This is a genomic window from Pseudonocardia asaccharolytica DSM 44247 = NBRC 16224, assembly GCF_000423625.1.
GTDB lineage: Bacteria > Actinomycetota > Actinomycetes > Mycobacteriales > Pseudonocardiaceae > Pseudonocardia > Pseudonocardia asaccharolytica.
The window spans coordinates 13,419-30,431 of the sequence record NZ_AUII01000008.1; the positions used below are offsets into that span (position 1 = coordinate 13,419).

The 17,013-nt window shown below is 72.9% G+C and carries 18 protein-coding genes; 15 read left to right on the plus strand and 3 right to left on the minus strand.

Annotation, left to right across the window (positions count from 1 at the left end):
• Positions 1–8: 8 nt before the first annotated feature.
• Genes G567_RS0111080 through G567_RS0111090 form a run of 3 tightly spaced genes read left to right on the plus strand, consistent with a single transcriptional unit; the run spans position 9 to position 1,848 of the window.
• Positions 9–872 (plus strand): fumarylacetoacetate hydrolase family protein, encoded by an 864-nt coding sequence (locus G567_RS0111080; RefSeq protein WP_028930045.1) that lies wholly within the window; start codon positions 9–11, stop codon positions 870–872.
• Positions 872–1,429, plus strand: coding sequence for a maleate cis-trans isomerase family protein (locus G567_RS28155; protein ID WP_037056825.1), 558 nt, complete (start codon positions 872–874; stop codon positions 1,427–1,429). Before G567_RS0111080 ends, G567_RS28155 begins: the two co-directional genes overlap by 1 nt.
• Positions 1,426–1,848, plus strand: a complete 423-nt coding sequence (locus tag G567_RS0111090; protein WP_051232782.1) for an acyl-CoA thioesterase — start codon at positions 1,426–1,428, stop codon at positions 1,846–1,848. The genes G567_RS28155 and G567_RS0111090 overlap by 4 nt, the downstream gene beginning before the upstream one ends.
• 284 nt (positions 1,849–2,132) lie before the next feature.
• On the opposite strand, the gene G567_RS0111100 is transcribed toward G567_RS0111090, so the two are convergent.
• Complete coding sequence (locus G567_RS0111100; RefSeq protein ID WP_028930047.1) at positions 2,133–2,390, minus strand: hypothetical protein; 258 nt, start codon at positions 2,388–2,390, stop codon at positions 2,133–2,135.
• Positions 2,391–2,463: 73 nt separating this feature from the next.
• A complete protein-coding gene (locus G567_RS0111105; RefSeq protein ID WP_028930048.1) occupies positions 2,464–3,003 on the minus strand; it encodes a DUF1697 domain-containing protein in 540 nt (179 codons plus the stop codon).
• Positions 3,004–3,819: 816 nt separating this feature from the next.
• Between G567_RS0111105 and G567_RS34140 the strand changes: the two genes are divergently transcribed.
• The 8 genes from G567_RS34140 (at position 3,820) to G567_RS0111145 (ending at position 10,178) form a co-directional block, all read left to right on the plus strand.
• A complete protein-coding gene (locus G567_RS34140) occupies positions 3,820–3,978 on the plus strand; it encodes a hypothetical protein (RefSeq protein ID WP_154667142.1) in 159 nt (52 codons plus the stop codon).
• Between the two features lie 161 nt (positions 3,979–4,139).
• On the plus strand, positions 4,140–4,775 hold the full coding sequence (locus tag G567_RS0111115) for a DedA family protein (RefSeq protein ID WP_028930049.1): 636 nt from the start codon (positions 4,140–4,142) through the stop codon (positions 4,773–4,775).
• 31 nt (positions 4,776–4,806) lie between these two features.
• Positions 4,807–5,058: a hypothetical protein gene (locus G567_RS0111120; RefSeq protein WP_028930050.1), complete on the plus strand. Its 252-nt coding sequence runs from the start codon at positions 4,807–4,809 to the stop codon at positions 5,056–5,058.
• A gap of 499 nt (positions 5,059–5,557) precedes the next feature.
• Positions 5,558–6,205: a hypothetical protein gene (locus G567_RS0111125; RefSeq protein ID WP_028930051.1), complete on the plus strand. Its 648-nt coding sequence runs from the start codon at positions 5,558–5,560 to the stop codon at positions 6,203–6,205.
• 25 nt (positions 6,206–6,230) lie between these two features.
• Positions 6,231–6,812 (plus strand): DUF6529 family protein, encoded by a 582-nt coding sequence (locus tag G567_RS34145; RefSeq protein WP_028930052.1) that lies wholly within the window; start codon positions 6,231–6,233, stop codon positions 6,810–6,812.
• Positions 6,809–7,231, plus strand: coding sequence for a QcrA and Rieske domain-containing protein (locus G567_RS0111135; RefSeq protein WP_028930053.1), 423 nt, complete (start codon positions 6,809–6,811; stop codon positions 7,229–7,231). Before G567_RS34145 ends, G567_RS0111135 begins: the two co-directional genes overlap by 4 nt.
• Positions 7,232–7,398: 167 nt before the next feature.
• Positions 7,399–9,519: an adenylate/guanylate cyclase domain-containing protein gene (locus G567_RS35155; protein ID WP_211223897.1), complete on the plus strand. Its 2,121-nt coding sequence runs from the start codon at positions 7,399–7,401 to the stop codon at positions 9,517–9,519.
• The gene (locus G567_RS0111145; RefSeq protein WP_037056828.1) at positions 9,516–10,178 is read left to right on the plus strand and encodes a Crp/Fnr family transcriptional regulator; all 663 of its coding nucleotides are present in this window, start codon (positions 9,516–9,518) and stop codon (positions 10,176–10,178) included. Before G567_RS35155 ends, G567_RS0111145 begins: the two co-directional genes overlap by 4 nt.
• Positions 10,179–10,182: 4 nt before the next feature.
• Here the strand turns inward: G567_RS0111145 and G567_RS28175 are convergent, their stop codons facing one another.
• The gene (locus tag G567_RS28175; RefSeq protein WP_051232784.1) at positions 10,183–11,844 is read right to left on the minus strand and encodes an Hsp70 family protein; all 1,662 of its coding nucleotides are present in this window, start codon (positions 11,842–11,844) and stop codon (positions 10,183–10,185) included.
• A 258-nt stretch (positions 11,845–12,102) separates the two neighbouring features.
• Between G567_RS28175 and G567_RS0111155 the strand changes: the two genes are divergently transcribed.
• The 4 genes from G567_RS0111155 (at position 12,103) to G567_RS0111170 (ending at position 16,829) form a co-directional block, all read left to right on the plus strand.
• Positions 12,103–12,594, plus strand: coding sequence for a hypothetical protein (locus G567_RS0111155; protein ID WP_028930055.1), 492 nt, complete (start codon positions 12,103–12,105; stop codon positions 12,592–12,594).
• Positions 12,595–12,691: 97 nt separating this feature from the next.
• Positions 12,692–13,402 carry an IniB N-terminal domain-containing protein gene (locus G567_RS0111160; protein ID WP_028930056.1) on the plus strand — a complete coding sequence of 237 codons (711 nt, stop codon included), beginning with the start codon at positions 12,692–12,694 and terminating at the stop codon, positions 13,400–13,402.
• Positions 13,403–13,419: 17 nt separating this feature from the next.
• Positions 13,420–15,318 (plus strand): dynamin family protein, encoded by a 1,899-nt coding sequence (locus G567_RS0111165; RefSeq protein WP_028930057.1) that lies wholly within the window; start codon positions 13,420–13,422, stop codon positions 15,316–15,318.
• Complete coding sequence (locus G567_RS0111170; protein WP_051232785.1) at positions 15,315–16,829, plus strand: dynamin family protein; 1,515 nt, start codon at positions 15,315–15,317, stop codon at positions 16,827–16,829. The genes G567_RS0111165 and G567_RS0111170 overlap by 4 nt, the downstream gene beginning before the upstream one ends.
• Positions 16,830–17,013: the final 184 nt, after the last annotated feature.

Here is a 17,013-nt window from a genome sequence, read left to right on the forward strand (position 1 = left end):
AGGCACCCATGCTGCTGGTCACCTTCTCCGTCGACGGGTCCGCGTCGAAGCCCGGCGCGCTCGTCGAGGGCGGTGTGCGCGACCTGTCCGCGCACGTCCCCGATCTGCGGTCGCTTGTCGAGGGCGGCGCCGCGGCTCTCGCGGCCCTACGCGACGCCGACGGCGCCGTGCTGCCCCGCGATGCCGTCCGCCTGCACGCCCCGCTGCGCCCCGGCAAGATCGTCGGAGTCGGGCTCAACTACGTCGAACACGTCGACGAGTCCCACCGCACCCTCGACACGGCCAAGGAGCTCCCGACTCGTCCGGTGCTGTTCGGCAAGCCCGCCACCGCCGTCGTCGGGCCCGAGGAGCCGATCCTGCACGACGGGAACCTCACCGCCCAGCTCGACTGGGAGTGCGAGCTGGCCGTGGTCATCGGCCGCACCACGCGGCGGGTCTCCCGCGAGGACGCGTTGCAGTACGTGTTCGGCTACTCGATCGTCAACGACATCTCCGCGCGCGACCAGCGCCGTTCGGGCCAGTGGTTCTTCTCCAAGGGCCAGGACTCCTACGCCCCGTTCGGCCCGGCGATCCGCACCGCCGACGAGGTGCCCGACCCGCAGGCGCTCGATCTCGGCCTGAGGGTCAACGGCGAGGTCAAGCAGAAGGGCAACACCGCCCACATGTTGTTCCCGGTCGCCGAGCTGATCGCCGACATCTCCTCCGGGATGACCCTGGAGCCGGGTGATGTGATCGCCACCGGTTCCCCGCAGGGCGTCGGGGCGGCGCAGAACCCGCCGCAGTTCCTGCGGCCCGGCGACGTCGTCGAGGCGCGGATCGAGGGCATCGGCACGCTGCGCAACCCCGTGGTCGACGTGCGGGGTGACGCGTGATGACCCGCACCTACCGCATCGGTCAGATCGTGCCCAGCTCCAACGTCACGATGGAGACCGAGATCCCCGCGTTGCTCCGGGCCCGGGAGACGGTCCTGCCGGAACGGTTCACCTTCCACTCGGCCCGGATGCGGATGACCAGGGTGACCGCCGAGGAGCTCGCCGCGATGGACGCCGAGTCCGACCGGTGCGCGGTGGAGCTGTCCGACGCCCGCGTCGACGTGCTCGGCTACGCCTGCCTGGTGGCGATCATGAGCGCCGGACCGGGCTACCACCGGAATGCCCAGCAGCGGCTGCACGGCCGCACCGCCGACAACGGCGCTCCGGCCCCCGTGGTCACGAGCGCGGTCGTGCTGTCGGCGTGCGTGCAGATGCCCTCGCTGGACGTCCTCGACGAGGTGCAGGACGCCCTGGGCAAGCCGGTGCTCTCCGCCGCCGTGGCCACCACCCACCGGATGCTGCGCGCACTGGGCCTGCCGGCCGAGGCCCCGCGCGGCGGGGCGCTGCTCGGCGGGGCCTACGCGCTGGCCGACCCGGCCGAGGCGGTGGTCGCGTGACCGACGTCGCCGCGCCCGCGGACACCCGGCCTCGGGTCACGATCAGCCGCCCGGTCGAGTGGTGCGACACCGACGCGGCCGGCCACCACCACCACGGCGCCGTGCTGCGCTGGGTGGAGGCGGCCGAGGCCGAGCTGCTGCGCCGGCACGGCCAGGCCGCGCTCTTCGGCCGCATCCCCCGGGTGCGCTACGAGGTCGATTACCGCAACCGGCTCTGGTTCGGCCAGCTCGTCCAGGTCGAGCTCGTGCTCGCCCGGCTCGGGGAGAAGTCGATCCGCTACGACTTCACGGTGCGCGGCGAGGACACCGTCGCCGCCACCGGAAGCCTGACCATCGCGTTTGCCCAGCCCGATTCGCCTCGCGCCGAGCCGTGGCCCGAGGAGGTGCGGGCCGCGTTGGGTGGGCAGGGACGGACCTGACCGCTGTTCACCCGGCCTTGGTGACGGTGTTCCAGTTCCGTCCGGTGACGACGAGCTTCCAGTGCTTCATCACGAACGCGGAGACATCGGGCGCCTGCAGGCGCGGGTCTCGGGAGGATCGATGCGACTGCTGGTGGTCGAGGACGAGACGGTGATGGCCGCACGATCGTGCTGGATCTGATGCTGCCCGGCCCGACGTCGGCTCACGCTGGTGCGGTACGGCCTGCCGCATGATCGGCGGTCGGTCGAAGGTGCGATCGGCGCCGTCCTACAGCGGCAGGGTCCTACAGCGGCAGGTCAGAGAGCTGCCGGACCACGAGCACGTAGGCCACCACCACTGCGAGCACACAGACGACGGCACCGGCGACGGCCAACGCCACCCGACCACGCTCCCGCCAGCCGCGCCGGGTGGCGGATGGGAGCCCGATGGGCATCGGCTCGGCAAGGCCGCGAAGGCGGTACCACGACTCCGCCTCGGCCAGCGCCACCAGGACATGCAGCTCCGTCGGCCTGGTGGTCCAAGCGGATCTGCTTCTGGTCATTTCTGGCCCCATCGTCCGGTCGGCACGTTACATGGTGCCAAGAGGCCGCTGAAGTAAACCTGAACCCGCCAGGTCAGCCGGCATCCAGCAGTGCGGCGAGCTTGGTGACGGTGTTCCAGTTCCGTCCGGTGACGACGAGCTTCCAGTGCTTCATCACGAACGCGGAGACGTCGGGTGCCTGCAGGAATCCGTCCGGGCACCATTGGTAGATCACTCGGCGGCCGAGGTGGATGCGCTCCGGGTCGAGGGCGGTCGGATCGTGCGCGGCCTTGAGCGCGGGATCCGGGTCGGCCGACAGGAACAGCGCCATCCTCCGGGAGCCGTTGTCGGCGACGCCCGCCAGCGGGTCACCGGCGATGACGGCGTTCATTTCGTCCCGGGTGCGGACCAGGCACCGGACGTCCATTCCCAACCGCTCGGTGAGTGCTGTCTCGATCCGGGCGGCGAGCTCCCCGGGCGGGGTGTCGGCCGTGCGGAACACCGCGTTGCCGCTGCGCAGATGGGTGCGGACGGCGTCGAAACCCAGGTCTGACAGCAGCGCCCGCAGGTCGGCCATGGCGATCGTCTTGCCGCCGACGTTGACTCCGCGCAGCAGAACCGCGTAGCTCGGCATTGTCGCAGGGTAGAGGGTGTTCGGCGAACATTTGCAATGCGCACCGGGACGCATCGGGGCCGCAGGGGTGCTTGCCGAACGATTGCAATGCGCACCGGGGCGCACCGGACGGTGCGGGGTGCGGGGTGCGATGGTGCGTCTCGGTGCGCATTGCCAAGGGCCGGCGGAAAGCATGTCGGTGACGCAGTACGAACAGCTCGTGGCGACCGTCCAGCGACGCGACGCGTGGCCGAGGCGCTGCGTCAGTGCGGGCCGAGGGCCCGGAGCCCATCCCTGAGGGCTGGAACTGCTCGAAGCGATCGCCGAGGGTTTGGTCGCGCTCGACTTGGCGGCAGAGACCGGACAGCTGGCTCGCGCACTTCTCGGCGTCGTCGGGGGAGCTGGTCGCCGTCGAACGGTCGCGGAGATGGGCAGCGCGCTGTCGGGGCGGGGGTCTGGGGTCAGAGCACCGAGGCCCATGAACCAGCCCGGCGCGTCCAGCCTCAGCACCGGCGACGCGGTGACGGCGCGCAGGTCGTCCTCCAATACCCGCACCCGGTCGTCACCGATCTCGGCCGTCCACCCGCCTCCGCAGATCGTCGAAGATCCGGCCGAACGGGCGAGACAGCCCATCCCCCGGTCGGTGAGCCGGACGAGCTTGCGGCGGGCGTCGTGCAGGTCGGGGCCGGGCTCGCCCACCCTCGGCGGCGCCGGCCAAGCGCTGTGGCGCGTCCTGATGCGCCCCGGGGCGGGGCCCGCCCACCGGATGGACCGGGAACAGCTGTGGACGGTCGTCGACGGCGGCGCGACCCTCGACCTCGAGGGACCGAGCACCGGGTGGCGCCCGGCGACACCGTCGTCCTCGCCGCCGGCTGCGTGCGCCGCATCGTCGCCGATCCGCAGACCGGCGTCTCCGCGCTGGTCACGTCCGCGGCAGGGGCGCGGGCGACGTTGCCCGACGGCACCGACCGCGGGGTGCCGGACTGGATCGCGTGATCCGCGGTCCCTCGCCGGTCGGGCTACCCCGATCGGCCGATGCCGGGGTGCCCCACTGACCGGCCCGTCCGGCATCTGTCACCCTGGACCCCGTTTGCGGTGGGGGACGCGCTCTCGGTCCTGGCCGCCAGACCAGTCGACCGGGGGAGGGGCCGCGTTCGATGGAGCTCATCGCCGCCTTCGACGCCGTCCTGCACAGCGTCTGGCTGCTGCCGGTGCTCGTCGTGCTCATCGCGCTGGACGGCCCGTTTCCGGTGCTGCCCAGCGAGACGCTGCTGATGTCGGCCTCGGCCGCCGCGTTCGGGATCGGTGACATGCCCGGGGTGGTCGGGCTGTTCCTGACCGCGCTGATCGGCTCCGCGATCGGCGACCTCGCCGTGTTCGGGCTCGGCCGCAGCTCCAAGCGGGTGGTGAGCCGGCGCATCGAGGACGAGTACGCATTCCCGAGGTGGGTGCAGCGGAACCTGTTCCGGCGCCCGGAGATCGTGCTGATCGGTGCCCGGTTCGTGCCCGGCGGGCGGCTGGTGAGCACCGCGGCGTCCGGACGCGTGCAGCTGCCGCTGCGGCGGTTCGTGCCCGGCTCGCTCGCCAGCTCGGCGCTGTGGAGCGGATACATGCTGGTGGTCGGCCTGCTGTGGGGGCCGTTCGTGGCCGGCAACGCGCTGCTGTGCATTGCCGCCGGGATCGTCATGGCGCTGCTGACGGCCGGGGTGTTCGCGCTCGCGCGCCGGCTGTGGCCCGGCCGCGGACGGGAGGCGGACGCGGACCGCGACAACGAGCCCGCGTTCGCCGGCTGACCGTACCTGATCTCTCCCGCATACTTGTCGCATGCGTACGCAGCGCTGGGTCGCCGCGGTCGGTCCCGAGAACGCTCGCTGGTTGGCCACCGAGAGTCGGACGGCGCGACTCGCCTCCGAGTACCGCCCGCGTGACCTCGGCGACGGCCGAGTCGAGCTGAGCCCGCTCGCCCTCGGCGCGTCACGCGAGCTGGGGGAGGAAGAGGACGGCTTCATCACCGATGACGCCGACGGACTGCGGGTGTGGATCGGCGACGACGCGTTCGAGCTCATCGAATCCTGACCATCGCCGGCGTTCACGGATGCTGCGTCGCGGGCGGGCCCGGCGGGTCAACCGGGTGCCGGCGGAGGCTCCCCGTTCCGCCGGCCCCGGTCATCATGAATAACGCGGCAGCCACCACCCTGGATGCGGCATCCTCCATTCTCCCGATGAACGGACCTTGATCGTCGGTGACCGGTGGACGAGCTCCGGGCCGGACGGCGGTAACCGTCGGCAGACCTTGCGGTACCGACCGTCGCCGGGACGATCGCCGGCAACCGCTCGCACGGACCGCCCCGATCTGACAGAATCCCGCCACCGGCCGCTCGGGCGCCGAATGCCGACCGCCCGCACCATCGATCGAGTTCGGACGCCCCGGCTCGGAGTCGCCGAGGACATCCGGATGTCCGTGTCGCCGGACACACATCTCGCGTGTCCGGGGACGACGACGGGCCAGCGCCATCCATCGAGGATCGAGAGCATTCCCACCCCCGCGGGTTCGAGTCCGGTGGAGGAGACGACGATGAAGGTTCGTGGGCCGGTGCTGACGCTGCTCGCGGTAGTCGGGCTGGCGCTGGTGTTGCTGGTGGTGAACACCCGCCAGGATCCGGCGCGGGCTCCCGACCAGGCCGCGCAGACCGACGCGGCGCCGCCGCCCGCGGCGCCGACAGCGGCCACGGCCCAGGCGTTCCCGGCCGAGGCCGTCTACACCGGCCGGGCCGCGGGCGACCGGATGACAGTGGCGATCGCGATCCGAGGCGGGAAGGCCGCCGCCTACCTCTGCGACGGCAATCGCGTCGAGGCCTGGCTGGAGGGTCCGGTGCAGGGTGAGGAACTGCGCCTGGAAGGCAAGGGCGGGGCCACGGTCACCGTGCGGCCCGACGGCGACGCCGTGTCCGGTCAGATCTCGGTGCAGGGCCGGCAGCTGCCCTATACGGCACAGCCCGCGGCGCCACCCGCGGGCCTGTACGAGGGCGAGGCGACCGTCGACGGAGCGCCGGCCCGGATCGGCTGGATCGTGCTGCCCGACGGCAGCCAGGTCGGCGTCGGCAAGGTCGGCGGCGATCCCGGCCCGGCCCCGGTGCTGGACCTCGGGCGCGGCGGCGCCGCGGTCGACGGCGTCTTCGTCGCCGCCAGGCCGATCCGCGGTGACGACGACGTCACCGGCTGACGACCCGGTGAAGGGAGGACGTGTGATGACGTCCGCATCCGAGACGCCGCGCGGCGGCGCATCACCGACCACGTCGCGCGCGCTCGCCGCGATCCTGGTACCGGTCGCCGTGGGCTGCGCGGTGGCGGTGGCGCTCGGCGTGTACGGCAGGCTGCACGAGCCGACCGGTTTCGCGATCAACGTCGCGGGCTTCTCCGGCACCCTGTCGGTGAAGACGTGGCTGGCGACCGCGGCGTTCGTGTTCGCCATGGTGCAGCTCGGTTCGGCGCTGGTGATGTTCGGCCGAATCCCCGGGGTGGCCGGGCCGTCGTGGCTCGGGGGGTTGCATCGCTGGTCGGGCCGGATCGCGGTGCTGCTCACCGTCCCGGTCGTGGTGCACTGCCTCTACGCGCTCGGTTTCCAGTACGGCTCGCCGCGGGTGCTCGCCCATTCGCTGCTGGGATGCCTGTTCTACGGCGCGTTCGTCACGAAGATGCTGGTGCTGATCCGCCGCGGGCTGCCCGGGTGGGTGCTTCCCGCGGTCGGTGGACTGGTTTTCGCCGGGCTGACCGGGCTGTGGCTGACCTCGGCGCTGTGGGTGTTCACCACCGTGGGGGTGGTGTTGTGAGGGCTCCGGACGGCGGCCGCCTCGACCGGCGGACCGTGGTCAAGCTCGGGATCGCGGCGGGCTGCGGCTCGCTCGTGGGCTGCGTGACCTACGGCCAGGGACAGCAGACGCCGCCGGCTCAGCCCGCCGCCGGGCAGACGCTCGTGGCCGCCGCGGACGTCCCGGTCGGCGGCGGCGTCATCCTCGCCGACCGCGGGATCGTCGTCACCCAGCCCGCTGCCGGCGAGTTCCGGGCATTCTCCTCGACCTGCACCCACCAGGGCTGCACCGTGGCGAAGGTCGGCGGCGGCACGATCGACTGTCCCTGCCACGGCAGCCGATTCGACGTCGCCAGCGGGGCACCCGTGGCGGGCCCGGCCCCCCGGCCGCTACCCCAGCAGGCGATCACCGTCGAGGGTGGATCGATCCGAGTCGCCTGATCGGCCGGGGCGTTCCCGAAAGATCGCAGGAAAGCTGCAAGAACGCCGCAAGGCCCCGGGTCCATACTGTGGGCCCCGGTGCCGGCGGCAGGTCCCGGAAAGGCCATCCGCCGGAGTCGATCGGGCCGTCACAGCCGGGCCAGGGGGTATGGGGCATGAGCGACCGGATGGCGGTTGACCGACCGGTTCCGCCGCGCCCCGCCGTGCCGGAACCGGTCGACGCCCCCCGGCCCGCACAGCGGCCGCCCGCCGTCCCGAAGGGCTCGGCGCTGCGGGTTATCAGCTGGGTGCTGCATCTCGCGATCCCCGCGGTGGCGCTGTGGATGCTGGTGGCCCGGCCCGAGCTCGACCTCTCGTGGGACCACCGCATCACGCATTTCGGCCTGGTGCTGGCGGCCGCGGGCGTCGCGGTGACACTTTCCGTGGTGATGGGCCGGGCCGCGCGGGACCGCCGCGACGCCCGGCTGTTCCTGGTGTCGCTGGCGTTCGGGATCAGCGCCGGTTTCCTCGCGGCGCACGCGCTGGCCACCCCGGGCGTTCTGCTGGCCTCCTCGAGCGCGGGGTTCGTCGCGGCCACCCCCATCGGACTGCTGCTGGGCGGTGTGGCGGCGCTGGCCTCCTCGGTCGAGTTCACCCCGGCCGGGGCCGACCGGCTACTGCGCCGGCAGCGGATGCTCGCGGCCGCCCCACTGGTGCTGCCGGCCGGATGGGTGGCGGCATCGCTCGGCGGACTGCCGCCGCTGGGAAACCCACCCCGCCCGATCGAGACCGAGACGGTGCCGATCGTCGCGGCGATCGTGGGCGGCGCGCTCTACCTCGTGGCCGCGGTGCGCTACCTGGGCATCTACCGGCGCCGCCCGTCGCCGGTGTTGCTGTCGGTGCTGACCGCCTTCGTGCTGCTGGCCCAGGCCCTTTTCGCGATCATGTTCGCGCGCAGCTGGCATCTGTCCTGGTGGGAGTGGCACGTGCTGATGGCGCTGGCGTACTGCTTCATCGGCTACGCCGCGCACGTGCAGTTCCGCCGCGAGGGCTCGGCGCGCGGGCTGTTCGACGCCGTCACGCTCGAGCGGACCGTCGCCGACCTGCGCCGCGACTACGCCGCCGCACTCGAGGCCATGGTCGACGTGCTGCAGCGCAGCGAGCGCGGCGAGGACGTCCCGCTCGGCCCGGCCGGCTCCGCGCTCGCGGCCCGGTTCGGGCTCACCGAACAGCAGGTCGCCGTGCTCGAACGCAGCGCGCACGCGCTGGGCGCCGAGCGCGAGCAGGTGCGCAAGCTCGGCGGGCTGGTCGCGGTGGGCCGCGAGACGAGCCTCATCCGGGGCGAGGACGACCTGCTGGACCGAGTGCGGGTGCACGCGGCCGCCGCGTTCCCCCGCGACGAGATCCGGATCGGGCTGGTCCGGTCCGGCGAGCTGAGCTTCCCCGAAGGGCCGGCCGGTTCGCCCGCTCGGCGGGCCGCCGAGACCGGGAAGCCGGTCACCGACGGCCCGGTCCTCGTGCTGCCGCTGAGCGTGAAGGGGCGCGCCGCCGGGGTGCTGGAGGCTCGCCCCGCCCGTGGCCGGTTCGGCGAGGCAGACACCGTGCTGCTGGGTTCGTTCGCCAGCCAGGCCTCCATCGCGTTGGAGAACGCCCGGCTCTACCAGCAGCTCGACGGGCTGTTCCGGTCCTACATGTCCCCGGCGGTGGCCACCGCGCTGATCGCCGACCCGGACCAGGCCGATCTCGGTGGCGCGGTCGCGGAGGTGAGCGTGCTGATGGCCGATCTGCGCGGTTTCACCCCGTTCGCCGAGGACACCGCTCCGGACCAGGTCGTGGCCATGCTCAACACCTACTACGGCGCGGTGGTCCCGGTGATCCTGGCCGAGGGCGGCACCGTGGTGCAGTTCGTGGGCGACGCGGTGATGGCGATCTGGGGCGCCCCGGCCCGCCAGCCCAACCACGCCCACCGCGCCGCCCGCGCCGGGCTGCACCTGCACCGCGCCGTCGAGATCGCCGCGGCCGGGCGCCGCGAATGGCCGCGTTTCCGGGTGGGGATCAACAGCGGCCCGGCGCTGGTCGGCAACGTCGGTGCCGCGCAGCTGCGCAACTTCACCGCGATCGGCGACACCACCAACCTCGCGGCCCGGTTGGAGGGGCTGGCCGAGCCGGGCCAGGTGGTGATCGGACCCGTGACGCGCGCGCAGCTGGGCTCCGCGGCCACGGTGCGTACCCGCGGGCCGGTGCGGGTGAAGGGCAGGCGGGAGCCGGTCGAGGTGTTCGTGCTGCACGACCTGGGAGAACAGGAATGAAACCGACCGATCTCCCCGCGCTACGCGCATTGGACGAGCCCGAGCGCAGCAGGCTGTTCGGCGCTGGGCGGTATCGGCGCTTCGCCCGCAGGGAGACCGTGTTCCGCGCGGGCGACCTCGGCGACTGCCTGTACCTGATCCTCAGGGGCCGGGTGGCGTTGCGCATCACCACCCCGGCCGGGGACGAGGTGACGCTCTCGCTACTGTGCCGCGGTCAGCTCTTCGGCCTGATCGCGGTGGTCGACGATACGGCCCGCAGGGTGACGACGGCGGTCGCCCTGGAACCCACGCACACGCTGTCGGTCGGGCGCGAGGTGCTGCACCGGCTGCGGCAGCAGAATCCGGGGATCGAGCACATGCTGACCGACGCACTGGCCGCACACGTCCGGCAGTTGTCGACGACGGTGCTCGACCTGCTGCATCAGCCGGTCGACAAGCGGGTCGCCCGCCGCCTCGCCGATCTCACGTTGTGCTACCGCAACGGCGCGCGGGACGTCGAGATCCCGCTGACCCAGGACGACGTGGCCAGCCTCGCCGGCACCACCCGGGCCACCGCCAACCGGGTGCTTCGGGGCCTTGAGGCCCGCGGCGTGCTCGCCCTGTCCCGCGGCCGGATCACGATCGCGGACCGCCGTCGGCTGGCGGATGCTGCGCGGTGACCGGCTAGGACCCGCCTGCGCCGTCGGCGTTGCCACCGCCGGTCTCCCCGGCAGGCGCGCCCGCGGAGTCGTTCCCGGCACCGGCCTGGCCGCCCGGCTGCGGGCTGGGGGACGCGGGTTCGCTCGTCGCGGGCGGTTCCGATGGCTCGTTCGTGGTGGACGGTTCGGGCGGGGTCGTGGTGGTCGGCTGCGCCGGGGTGGGGGTCGGGGCGGCGGGTTCGGGGGGCGGCGCGGGCGCGGGTCGCCGGTTCGCCGGAGCCGGAGCCTGCGCCGGGGCCTGCTGCTGGGGCCGCGGGGGCGGCGCCGGGTTGTCGACGACCGCCGGGCCGCCGGGGGTCTCGGCCCCGGCCTTGGAGGTCCCGGTCTCGACCGCCTGGGTGCCGACCGTGTTGGCGACGACGCCGCCGATCACGACGGCCGCCACGACCCCACCGGCCGCGAGCAGCAGGGCCACGCCGCGCCGCCGCCGGGGTGCGGGCGCCACCTGCTGCGGGGGCCGGGGCTGGCGCGGGGGCGGGCTCGGGACCTCCGGGTCGACGCGGACGTCGGTGGGCTCGAGGAGCGCGATCGGAAGGCGCTGCGTCGGCTCGCCGCCCAGGACGCCCCGGGCCGTCATCGCCGCACCCGCCGCGATGACCCCCTTCGGGTCGACGTCGACCGAGGCCGGCTGCCCGCAGGCGGCCGAGACGAGCTGCGCGACCAGCGGGATCCGCGACGAGCCGCCCACCAGCACCACCGCGGCCGTTTCGCCGGGCGTGACGCCGGCCGAGTCCAGCGCACGACCCAGCGCCGCCATGGTCTCGGCCACGGCCGGCCGGATCGCCTCCTCGAACTCGGGGCGGGTGAACCGGACCTGGGTGGAATGCCCCGGCAGCACGACGGGGATCAGCACCTCGGTATCGGCCGAGAGCGCCTCCTTGGCCTCGGTGCACTCGCGACGCAGCCGGGCGACCGCGGTGAGCGTCGCGGGATCGGAAGGGTCCAGCTCCACCCACACCGGCCCCAGGGCCGCGCGCACGTGCTCGAACACGACCTCGTCGAAGTCGATCCCGCCGAGCCCGTCGATCCCCTCGGGTGCGCCGAGCAGCTCGAACCCGCCGTCGGGCAACTTGCGGGCCACCGCGGCGTCGAAGGTTCCCCCACCGAGGTCGTACACCGCCACGACCGCGCCGGGCTCGACCCGTTCGGCGGCGGCATATCCCATCGCCGCGGCCTGCGGCTCGGTGAGCAGCATCGCCCCGCCGAGGCCGTGGGCCGCGAGCGCGGTGCGCAACGAGTCGAGCCGGTGCGGGCCCCACGATGCGGGATGGGTCACCGCGATCCCGGTGGCCGGCCCGCCCTCCCGCGCGGCGACGTCCTCGACGATCTGCGCGGCGAACCGGGCGGCGAGCTCCTCCGCCGCCACCGGCACACCGCCGACGAGCATGGGGACGCCGTCACCGATCCTCCGCTTGAACCCGCGCACCACCCGGCCGGGATCCGAAAGCGCCCGGCGCTCGGCGGCCACACCGAACAGGAGCGTGCCGCGCTCGTCCGCGAACACCGCTGACGGCACCGCGTTCGCCCGGTCGCCCAGTGCCACGACGTCCGCGCCGGGCCGATCGGGCCGGCAGACGGCGGCGGCGGAGAACGTCGTTCCCACGTCGATCCCCAGGTAGTACGACATCCGGTGCTCCCTCCTCGGCGGTGGGACCAGTGAACCGGAGGATCGGCGCTCGCAGCCCCGCTACGAGGGACGATGCGGGACAAGACCCGGGAAAATCCCTTACCGCCCCCACCCCGCGGACACCGCGATCCCGGTGCGAGACAGCCGAGGAACCGGACCCGATCCGGATGGCAGGGAGCTCGGCGCTGCCTAACTTTTTGGGCAACCGGATCGAGCGGTCCGGCGGGCACCACAGCCCCGACCCACCGAGGAGAAACCATGAGCAGCCCGTTCAACCTCAACGCCTTCCTGTCCGAGCTGAACCAGGACCTGGACCTCGACCAGGACGCGGCCCAGGAGGCCGAGTCCGCGCAGGTCGGAGAGCAGGAGAACGAGCAGAACGTCGGCCAGAACGCCGAGCAGGACCAGGACGTCATCACCGCCGTCGAGACCGAGGGCGGCCGTGGCGGCGACGGTGGCACCGCGGTCGGCGGCGACAGCGACATCGACCAGGACGGCGAGGTCAACATCAACTTCGGCGACAGCCGCGGTGGTGACGCGGACGCCAGCGGCGGCGACGGCGGCGACGCCGCCTCCATCGTCGACGTGGACGCCGACCAGGACCTCGACCAGGACGCCGACGTGGACTCCGACCAGGACCTCGACCAGGACACCGACCAGGTCCTGGCCTCGAACCAGGAAGCCGACGCCGACGCCGAGGCCGACGTCGAGGCCGAGCAGGAGCAGGAGGACTTCGACATCCCCGTCTGACGTCTGACGCACGCCGAGCAGCAGCCGGCCCCGCCCGCGGCAGGGCGGGGCCGGCTTCCGCATTCCACCCCGCCCTTTCCACCAGGAGGAGCACGACATGGCCGCCATGACCGACCTCATCGACTTCCTGCTCAAGCTGATGCGCGACCCCGACGCCCGGGCGCAGTTCGACCAGAACCCGGAGCAGGCCCTGCAACAGAACGACCTCGCGGGCGTGAGCGGCGATGACGTGCGCGACGCCCGCCTGCTGCTCGCCGACCGCGGCGACGTCCGGTCCACGAGCGATGCCTCGCCGCCGGCGCGGGGCACGGGCGATCCGGTCCGCGAGATCCAGCACACGACGACCGCCTATGAACCCGTCCGCGAGGTCGTGATGAACCAGCACACCGAGCAGATCACCAATATCACGAACAACGTCAACATCGATGACCGGGACACGATCATCGACGACCGCGACGTCATCAATATCGATGACCGCGACATCGACATCGATATCGATGACCGCGACGTCGACGTCGACATCGACAAGTCCGATGACGACATCACGGTCATCGAGGATTCCTTCAACCAGGACAACGACACCGAGGTCACCGCGATCGACGACTCGTTCAACGAGAACACCGAGGTCACGGCGATCAACGAGTCGTTCAACGAGTCCGCGGCCACGACGACGGCCGAGGACCTCGGCGGCGATCCGGGCGGCACGCTCCCCGACGACGCCGCCACGACCACGGCCGAGGACCTCGGCGGCGATCCGGTCGGTAACGAGGCCGAGGCCACCGACGACGCCGTCGAGACCGTCGTCTGATCCGGGGAGGGGCAGCAGTGGCACCCACCGCACCGGTCGAGGTTGTGGACTTCGCCCTGGCCACGATTGCCCGCTACGGCCGGCCCGACCTGGAGGCGCGGCTGTGGCAGGCGCGCGTCCGGCTGACCGACGACAGCGTCCGGGTCCTGGTCGTCGGCGAGTTCAAGCAGGGCAAGAGCATGTTGGTCAACGGCCTGGTCGGCGCCCCGGTCTGCCCGGTCGCCGACGATGTGGCCACGGCGGTGCCGACGGTCGTCCGGCACGCCGAGACGGTCACGGTGACCGTGGTCCGCGTGCTCAACCCCGAGGACGATCTGGCCGAGCAACGCACCGAGCGGGTCGAGGTGCCCGTGGAGGAGCTCGCCGACCACGTCGGTGAGGGGGGCAATCCCGGTAACCGGAAGGGGCTCGCCTGCGTCGAGGTCGGGGTGCCACGCCCGATCCTGGCCGGGGGCCTCGAGCTGGTCGACACCCCCGGGGTCGGCGGGTTGTCGTCGGTGCACGGGTCGGCAACGATGGCGGCCCTCCCGTCGGCGGACGCGATCCTGCTCGTCTCCGACGCCTCGCAGGAGTACACCGCGCCGGAGCTGACGTTCCTGCGCCAGGCGGTCGCGGTCTGCCCCAACGTGGCGTGCGTGCTGACGAAGAACGACCTCTACCCCGAGTGGCGGCGCGTCGCCGAGCTCGACGAGGCCCATCTGGCCGCGGCCGGCGTCGGCGCCCAGCTGTTCCCGGTCTCCTCCACCCTGCGCTGGCAGGCCGTGCTCGACAACGATTCCGCGCTCAACGAGGAGTCCGGCTACCCGGCGCTCGTGCGCTACCTGCGCCGCCGCGTCCTCGGTCAGGCCGACCGGCTGGGGCGCCGCTCGACGGCCCAGGACGTGCTGGCGGTCACCGGGCAGCTCGCCGAAGGCCTGCGGGCGGAGCAGGCCGCCCAGCGCGACCCGGAGTCGGTCCAGGAGCTCGTCACCCGGCTGACCGAGGCGCAGCAGCGGGCCACCGAGCTGAGGGAACGTTCCGCGCGCTGGCAGCAGACCCTCGGTGACGGCGTCGCCGACCTCAACGCCGATATCGACCACGACCTGCGCGAGCGCATGCGCGAGATCGCCCGGGTTGCCGAGGACACGCTCAGCGCAGGCGGCGATCCGACGAAGACGTGGGACGAATTCGCGCGCTGGGTGCAGCAGGAAGTGGCGGCCGCCGCCTCGGCGAACTTCGTCTGGGCCACCCAGCGGGCCCGATGGCTGGCCCGCCGGGTCGCGGAGCACTTCTCGGAGGACAGCGACCAGCTGGTGCCGACGCTGCGCGCCGAGACCATCGTCCCGCAGCGGTCGGTGCAGCCGCCGACCATGCGCGAGGTCGAGCCGTGGGGCATCGGCCAGAAGGCGTTGACCGGGCTGAAGGGCAGCTACACCGGGATGCTGATGTTCGGGATGCTCGGGACCCTCGTCGGGCTGTCGTCCATCGTCAACCCGCTCTCGATCGGCGCCGGCCTCGTGTTGGGCGGCAGGGCCATCGGCGATGAGCGCAAGCGTCTCGTCACGCGCCGCCAGAACGAGGCGAAGACCGCGGTGCGCCGCCATGTCGACGACGTGATCTTCCAGGTGGGCAAGGACTCCCGCGACCGGCTGCGCGCGGTGCAGCGTGAGCTGCGCGACCACTTCACCGAGCAGGCCGACCAGGCCAAGCGCTCGCTGCAGGAGGCGGTGCGGGCCGCCGAGACCTCGGTGAAGACCTCGAAGGCCGAACAGGAGCGCAGGCTGCGCGAGATCCCGACCGAGCTGGCGAAGCTGGAGGAGGTGCGGCGCGCCGCCAAGGCCCTGCTCCAGCAGGCCCCCGCGAAACCGGCCTCCGCGAAACCGGCCCCCGCCGAGGGCGCCGGCACCGCGGCACCGGAGCGGGTGCAGGCGGGATGAACGGCCATCCGCCGGCCCGGCCGTACGCAGCGCTGTCCGATGCCGTGCGCCAGGCTCTCCGGCACGCGATGCACGTCTACCGCGACCGTCCGCGCACCGCCGCCCTGCTGCGCGACCAGCTGGACCGGCTCGACGAGCCGTTGCGCGTCGCGATCGCCGGGAAGGTCAAGGCAGGTAAGTCGACGCTGCTCAACGCGCTGGTCGGGGAGCCGGTCGCACCCACCGACGCCGGGGAGTGCACCCGCGTGGTCACCTGGTACCGCGATGGGCACAGCCCCCGAGTGGTCATGTACCCGCGATCGGGCGCACCGGTCCCGCTGCCGGTCGTCCGCCGGGATGGGGCACTCGTCATCGACCTGAAGGGCACGCCGGCCGAGGAGCTGGACCGGCTCGTGGTCGACTGGCCCTCGCACGGCCTGCGCGGCACCACGTTGATCGACACCCCGGGGATCGCGTCGATGTCCACCCAGACCGCGCGGCGCACCCTGACCTTCATCGACCCCGAGGAGGACGACACCCCCACCGAGGCCGACGCGGTTGTCTACCTGATGCGCCACCTGCACACCACCGATATCGACCTGCTCGAGGCGTTCCGGGACCAGGGAGTGGCCAGCGCCGGGGCCGTCAACGCGATCGCGGTGATCTCGCGGGCCGACGAGATCGGCGCCGGGCGGATCGACGCGATGGTCTCGGCAAGGTCGATCGCCCAGCGCTACCGGGCCGAGCCGACCGTGCGCGGGCTCTGCCAGGATGTGGTCGCCGTCGCGGGGTTGCTCGCCGAGACCGGCCGCACCCTGCGGCACGCCGAGTTCGCCGCACTGGCCCGGCTGATCCGGATCCCGCGCGCGGAGCTGGAGGCCGCGCTGCTGTCCGTCGACCGCTTCCGCCGCGCGGAGGGGGCCGTGGCCGATGCGGTCGACGCGGGGGAGAACCGCGACGCCCTGCTGCGCCGGTTCGGCCTGTTCGGCATCAGGCTGGGCACCACCCTCATCCGGCAGGGCACGACCGACAGCCCCGCGCTGGCCGCGGAGCTCGTCGCCCGCAGCGGCCTGCCCGACCTGCAGCGGGTGCTGCACACCCAGTTCACCCAGCGGCGCGACCTGCTCAAGGCCCGCTCGGCGCTGCTGGCCCTGGAGCGCGTGCTGCGGGCCGACGGCCGCACCGAGGGCCCGCTCGTCAGGGAGGTCGAGCGGATCCTCGCTAACGCGCACGAGTTCACCGAGCTGCGGCTGCTCGGCGCGTTGCGGTCGGGTGTGGTCAGGCTGCCGCGGGAGATGGCCGGGGAGGCCGAACGGCTGCTGGGGGCAGCCGGTCCGGCCCCGCAGGTGCGTCTGGGGTTGCCCGCGGGCTCCGGGGAGGCGGAACTGCGCAATGCCGCGCTCACGACGCTGCACCGATGGCAGAACCACGCGGTGAACCCGTTGTTCGGGCGCACCGCGACGGAGGCGTGTCACGTGGTCATCCGAACCTGCGAGGGGATCATCGCCGCACTCACACCCCGGTACCCCTGAACGTTATGGCTCCTCAACGCGCAACCCTCGCCCCGCTCCCGGACGTTATGGAGCCATAACGCGCAGGGAGAGACCGCGGGAGAGACCGGGGACAACCCCCGTCCGGCGTGGGGGATGGCTCCGCGGGCCCGGGGGCACACACCATCGCTCGCGCCGGATCCCGCCGCCACGATGTGCGTGGCGG

Bases quoted from the DNA above. Each gene is read 5' to 3' on its own strand.
- G567_RS0111080 (WP_028930045.1), top strand. From the start codon at position 9: ATGCTGCTGGTCACCTTCTCCGTCGACGGGTCCGCGTCGAAGCCCGGC.
- G567_RS28155 (WP_037056825.1), top strand. From the start codon at position 872: ATGACCCGCACCTACCGCATCGGTCAGATCGTGCCCAGCTCCAACGTC.
- G567_RS0111100 (WP_028930047.1), bottom strand. From the start codon at position 2,390: ATGACCAGAAGCAGATCCGCTTGGACCACCAGGCCGACGGAGCTGCAT.
- G567_RS0111105 (WP_028930048.1), bottom strand. From the start codon at position 3,003: ATGCCGAGCTACGCGGTTCTGCTGCGCGGAGTCAACGTCGGCGGCAAG.
- G567_RS0111115 (WP_028930049.1), top strand. From the start codon at position 4,140: ATGGAGCTCATCGCCGCCTTCGACGCCGTCCTGCACAGCGTCTGGCTG.
- G567_RS0111120 (WP_028930050.1), top strand. From the start codon at position 4,807: ATGCGTACGCAGCGCTGGGTCGCCGCGGTCGGTCCCGAGAACGCTCGC.
- G567_RS0111125 (WP_028930051.1), top strand. From the start codon at position 5,558: ATGAAGGTTCGTGGGCCGGTGCTGACGCTGCTCGCGGTAGTCGGGCTG.
- G567_RS34145 (WP_028930052.1), top strand. From the start codon at position 6,231: ATGACGTCCGCATCCGAGACGCCGCGCGGCGGCGCATCACCGACCACG.
- G567_RS35155 (WP_211223897.1), top strand. From the start codon at position 7,399: ATGGCGGTTGACCGACCGGTTCCGCCGCGCCCCGCCGTGCCGGAACCG.
- G567_RS0111145 (WP_037056828.1), top strand. From the start codon at position 9,516: ATGAAACCGACCGATCTCCCCGCGCTACGCGCATTGGACGAGCCCGAG.
- G567_RS28175 (WP_051232784.1), bottom strand. From the start codon at position 11,844: ATGTCGTACTACCTGGGGATCGACGTGGGAACGACGTTCTCCGCCGCC.
- G567_RS0111155 (WP_028930055.1), top strand. From the start codon at position 12,103: ATGAGCAGCCCGTTCAACCTCAACGCCTTCCTGTCCGAGCTGAACCAG.
- G567_RS0111160 (WP_028930056.1), top strand. From the start codon at position 12,692: ATGGCCGCCATGACCGACCTCATCGACTTCCTGCTCAAGCTGATGCGC.
- G567_RS0111170 (WP_051232785.1), top strand. From the start codon at position 15,315: ATGAACGGCCATCCGCCGGCCCGGCCGTACGCAGCGCTGTCCGATGCC.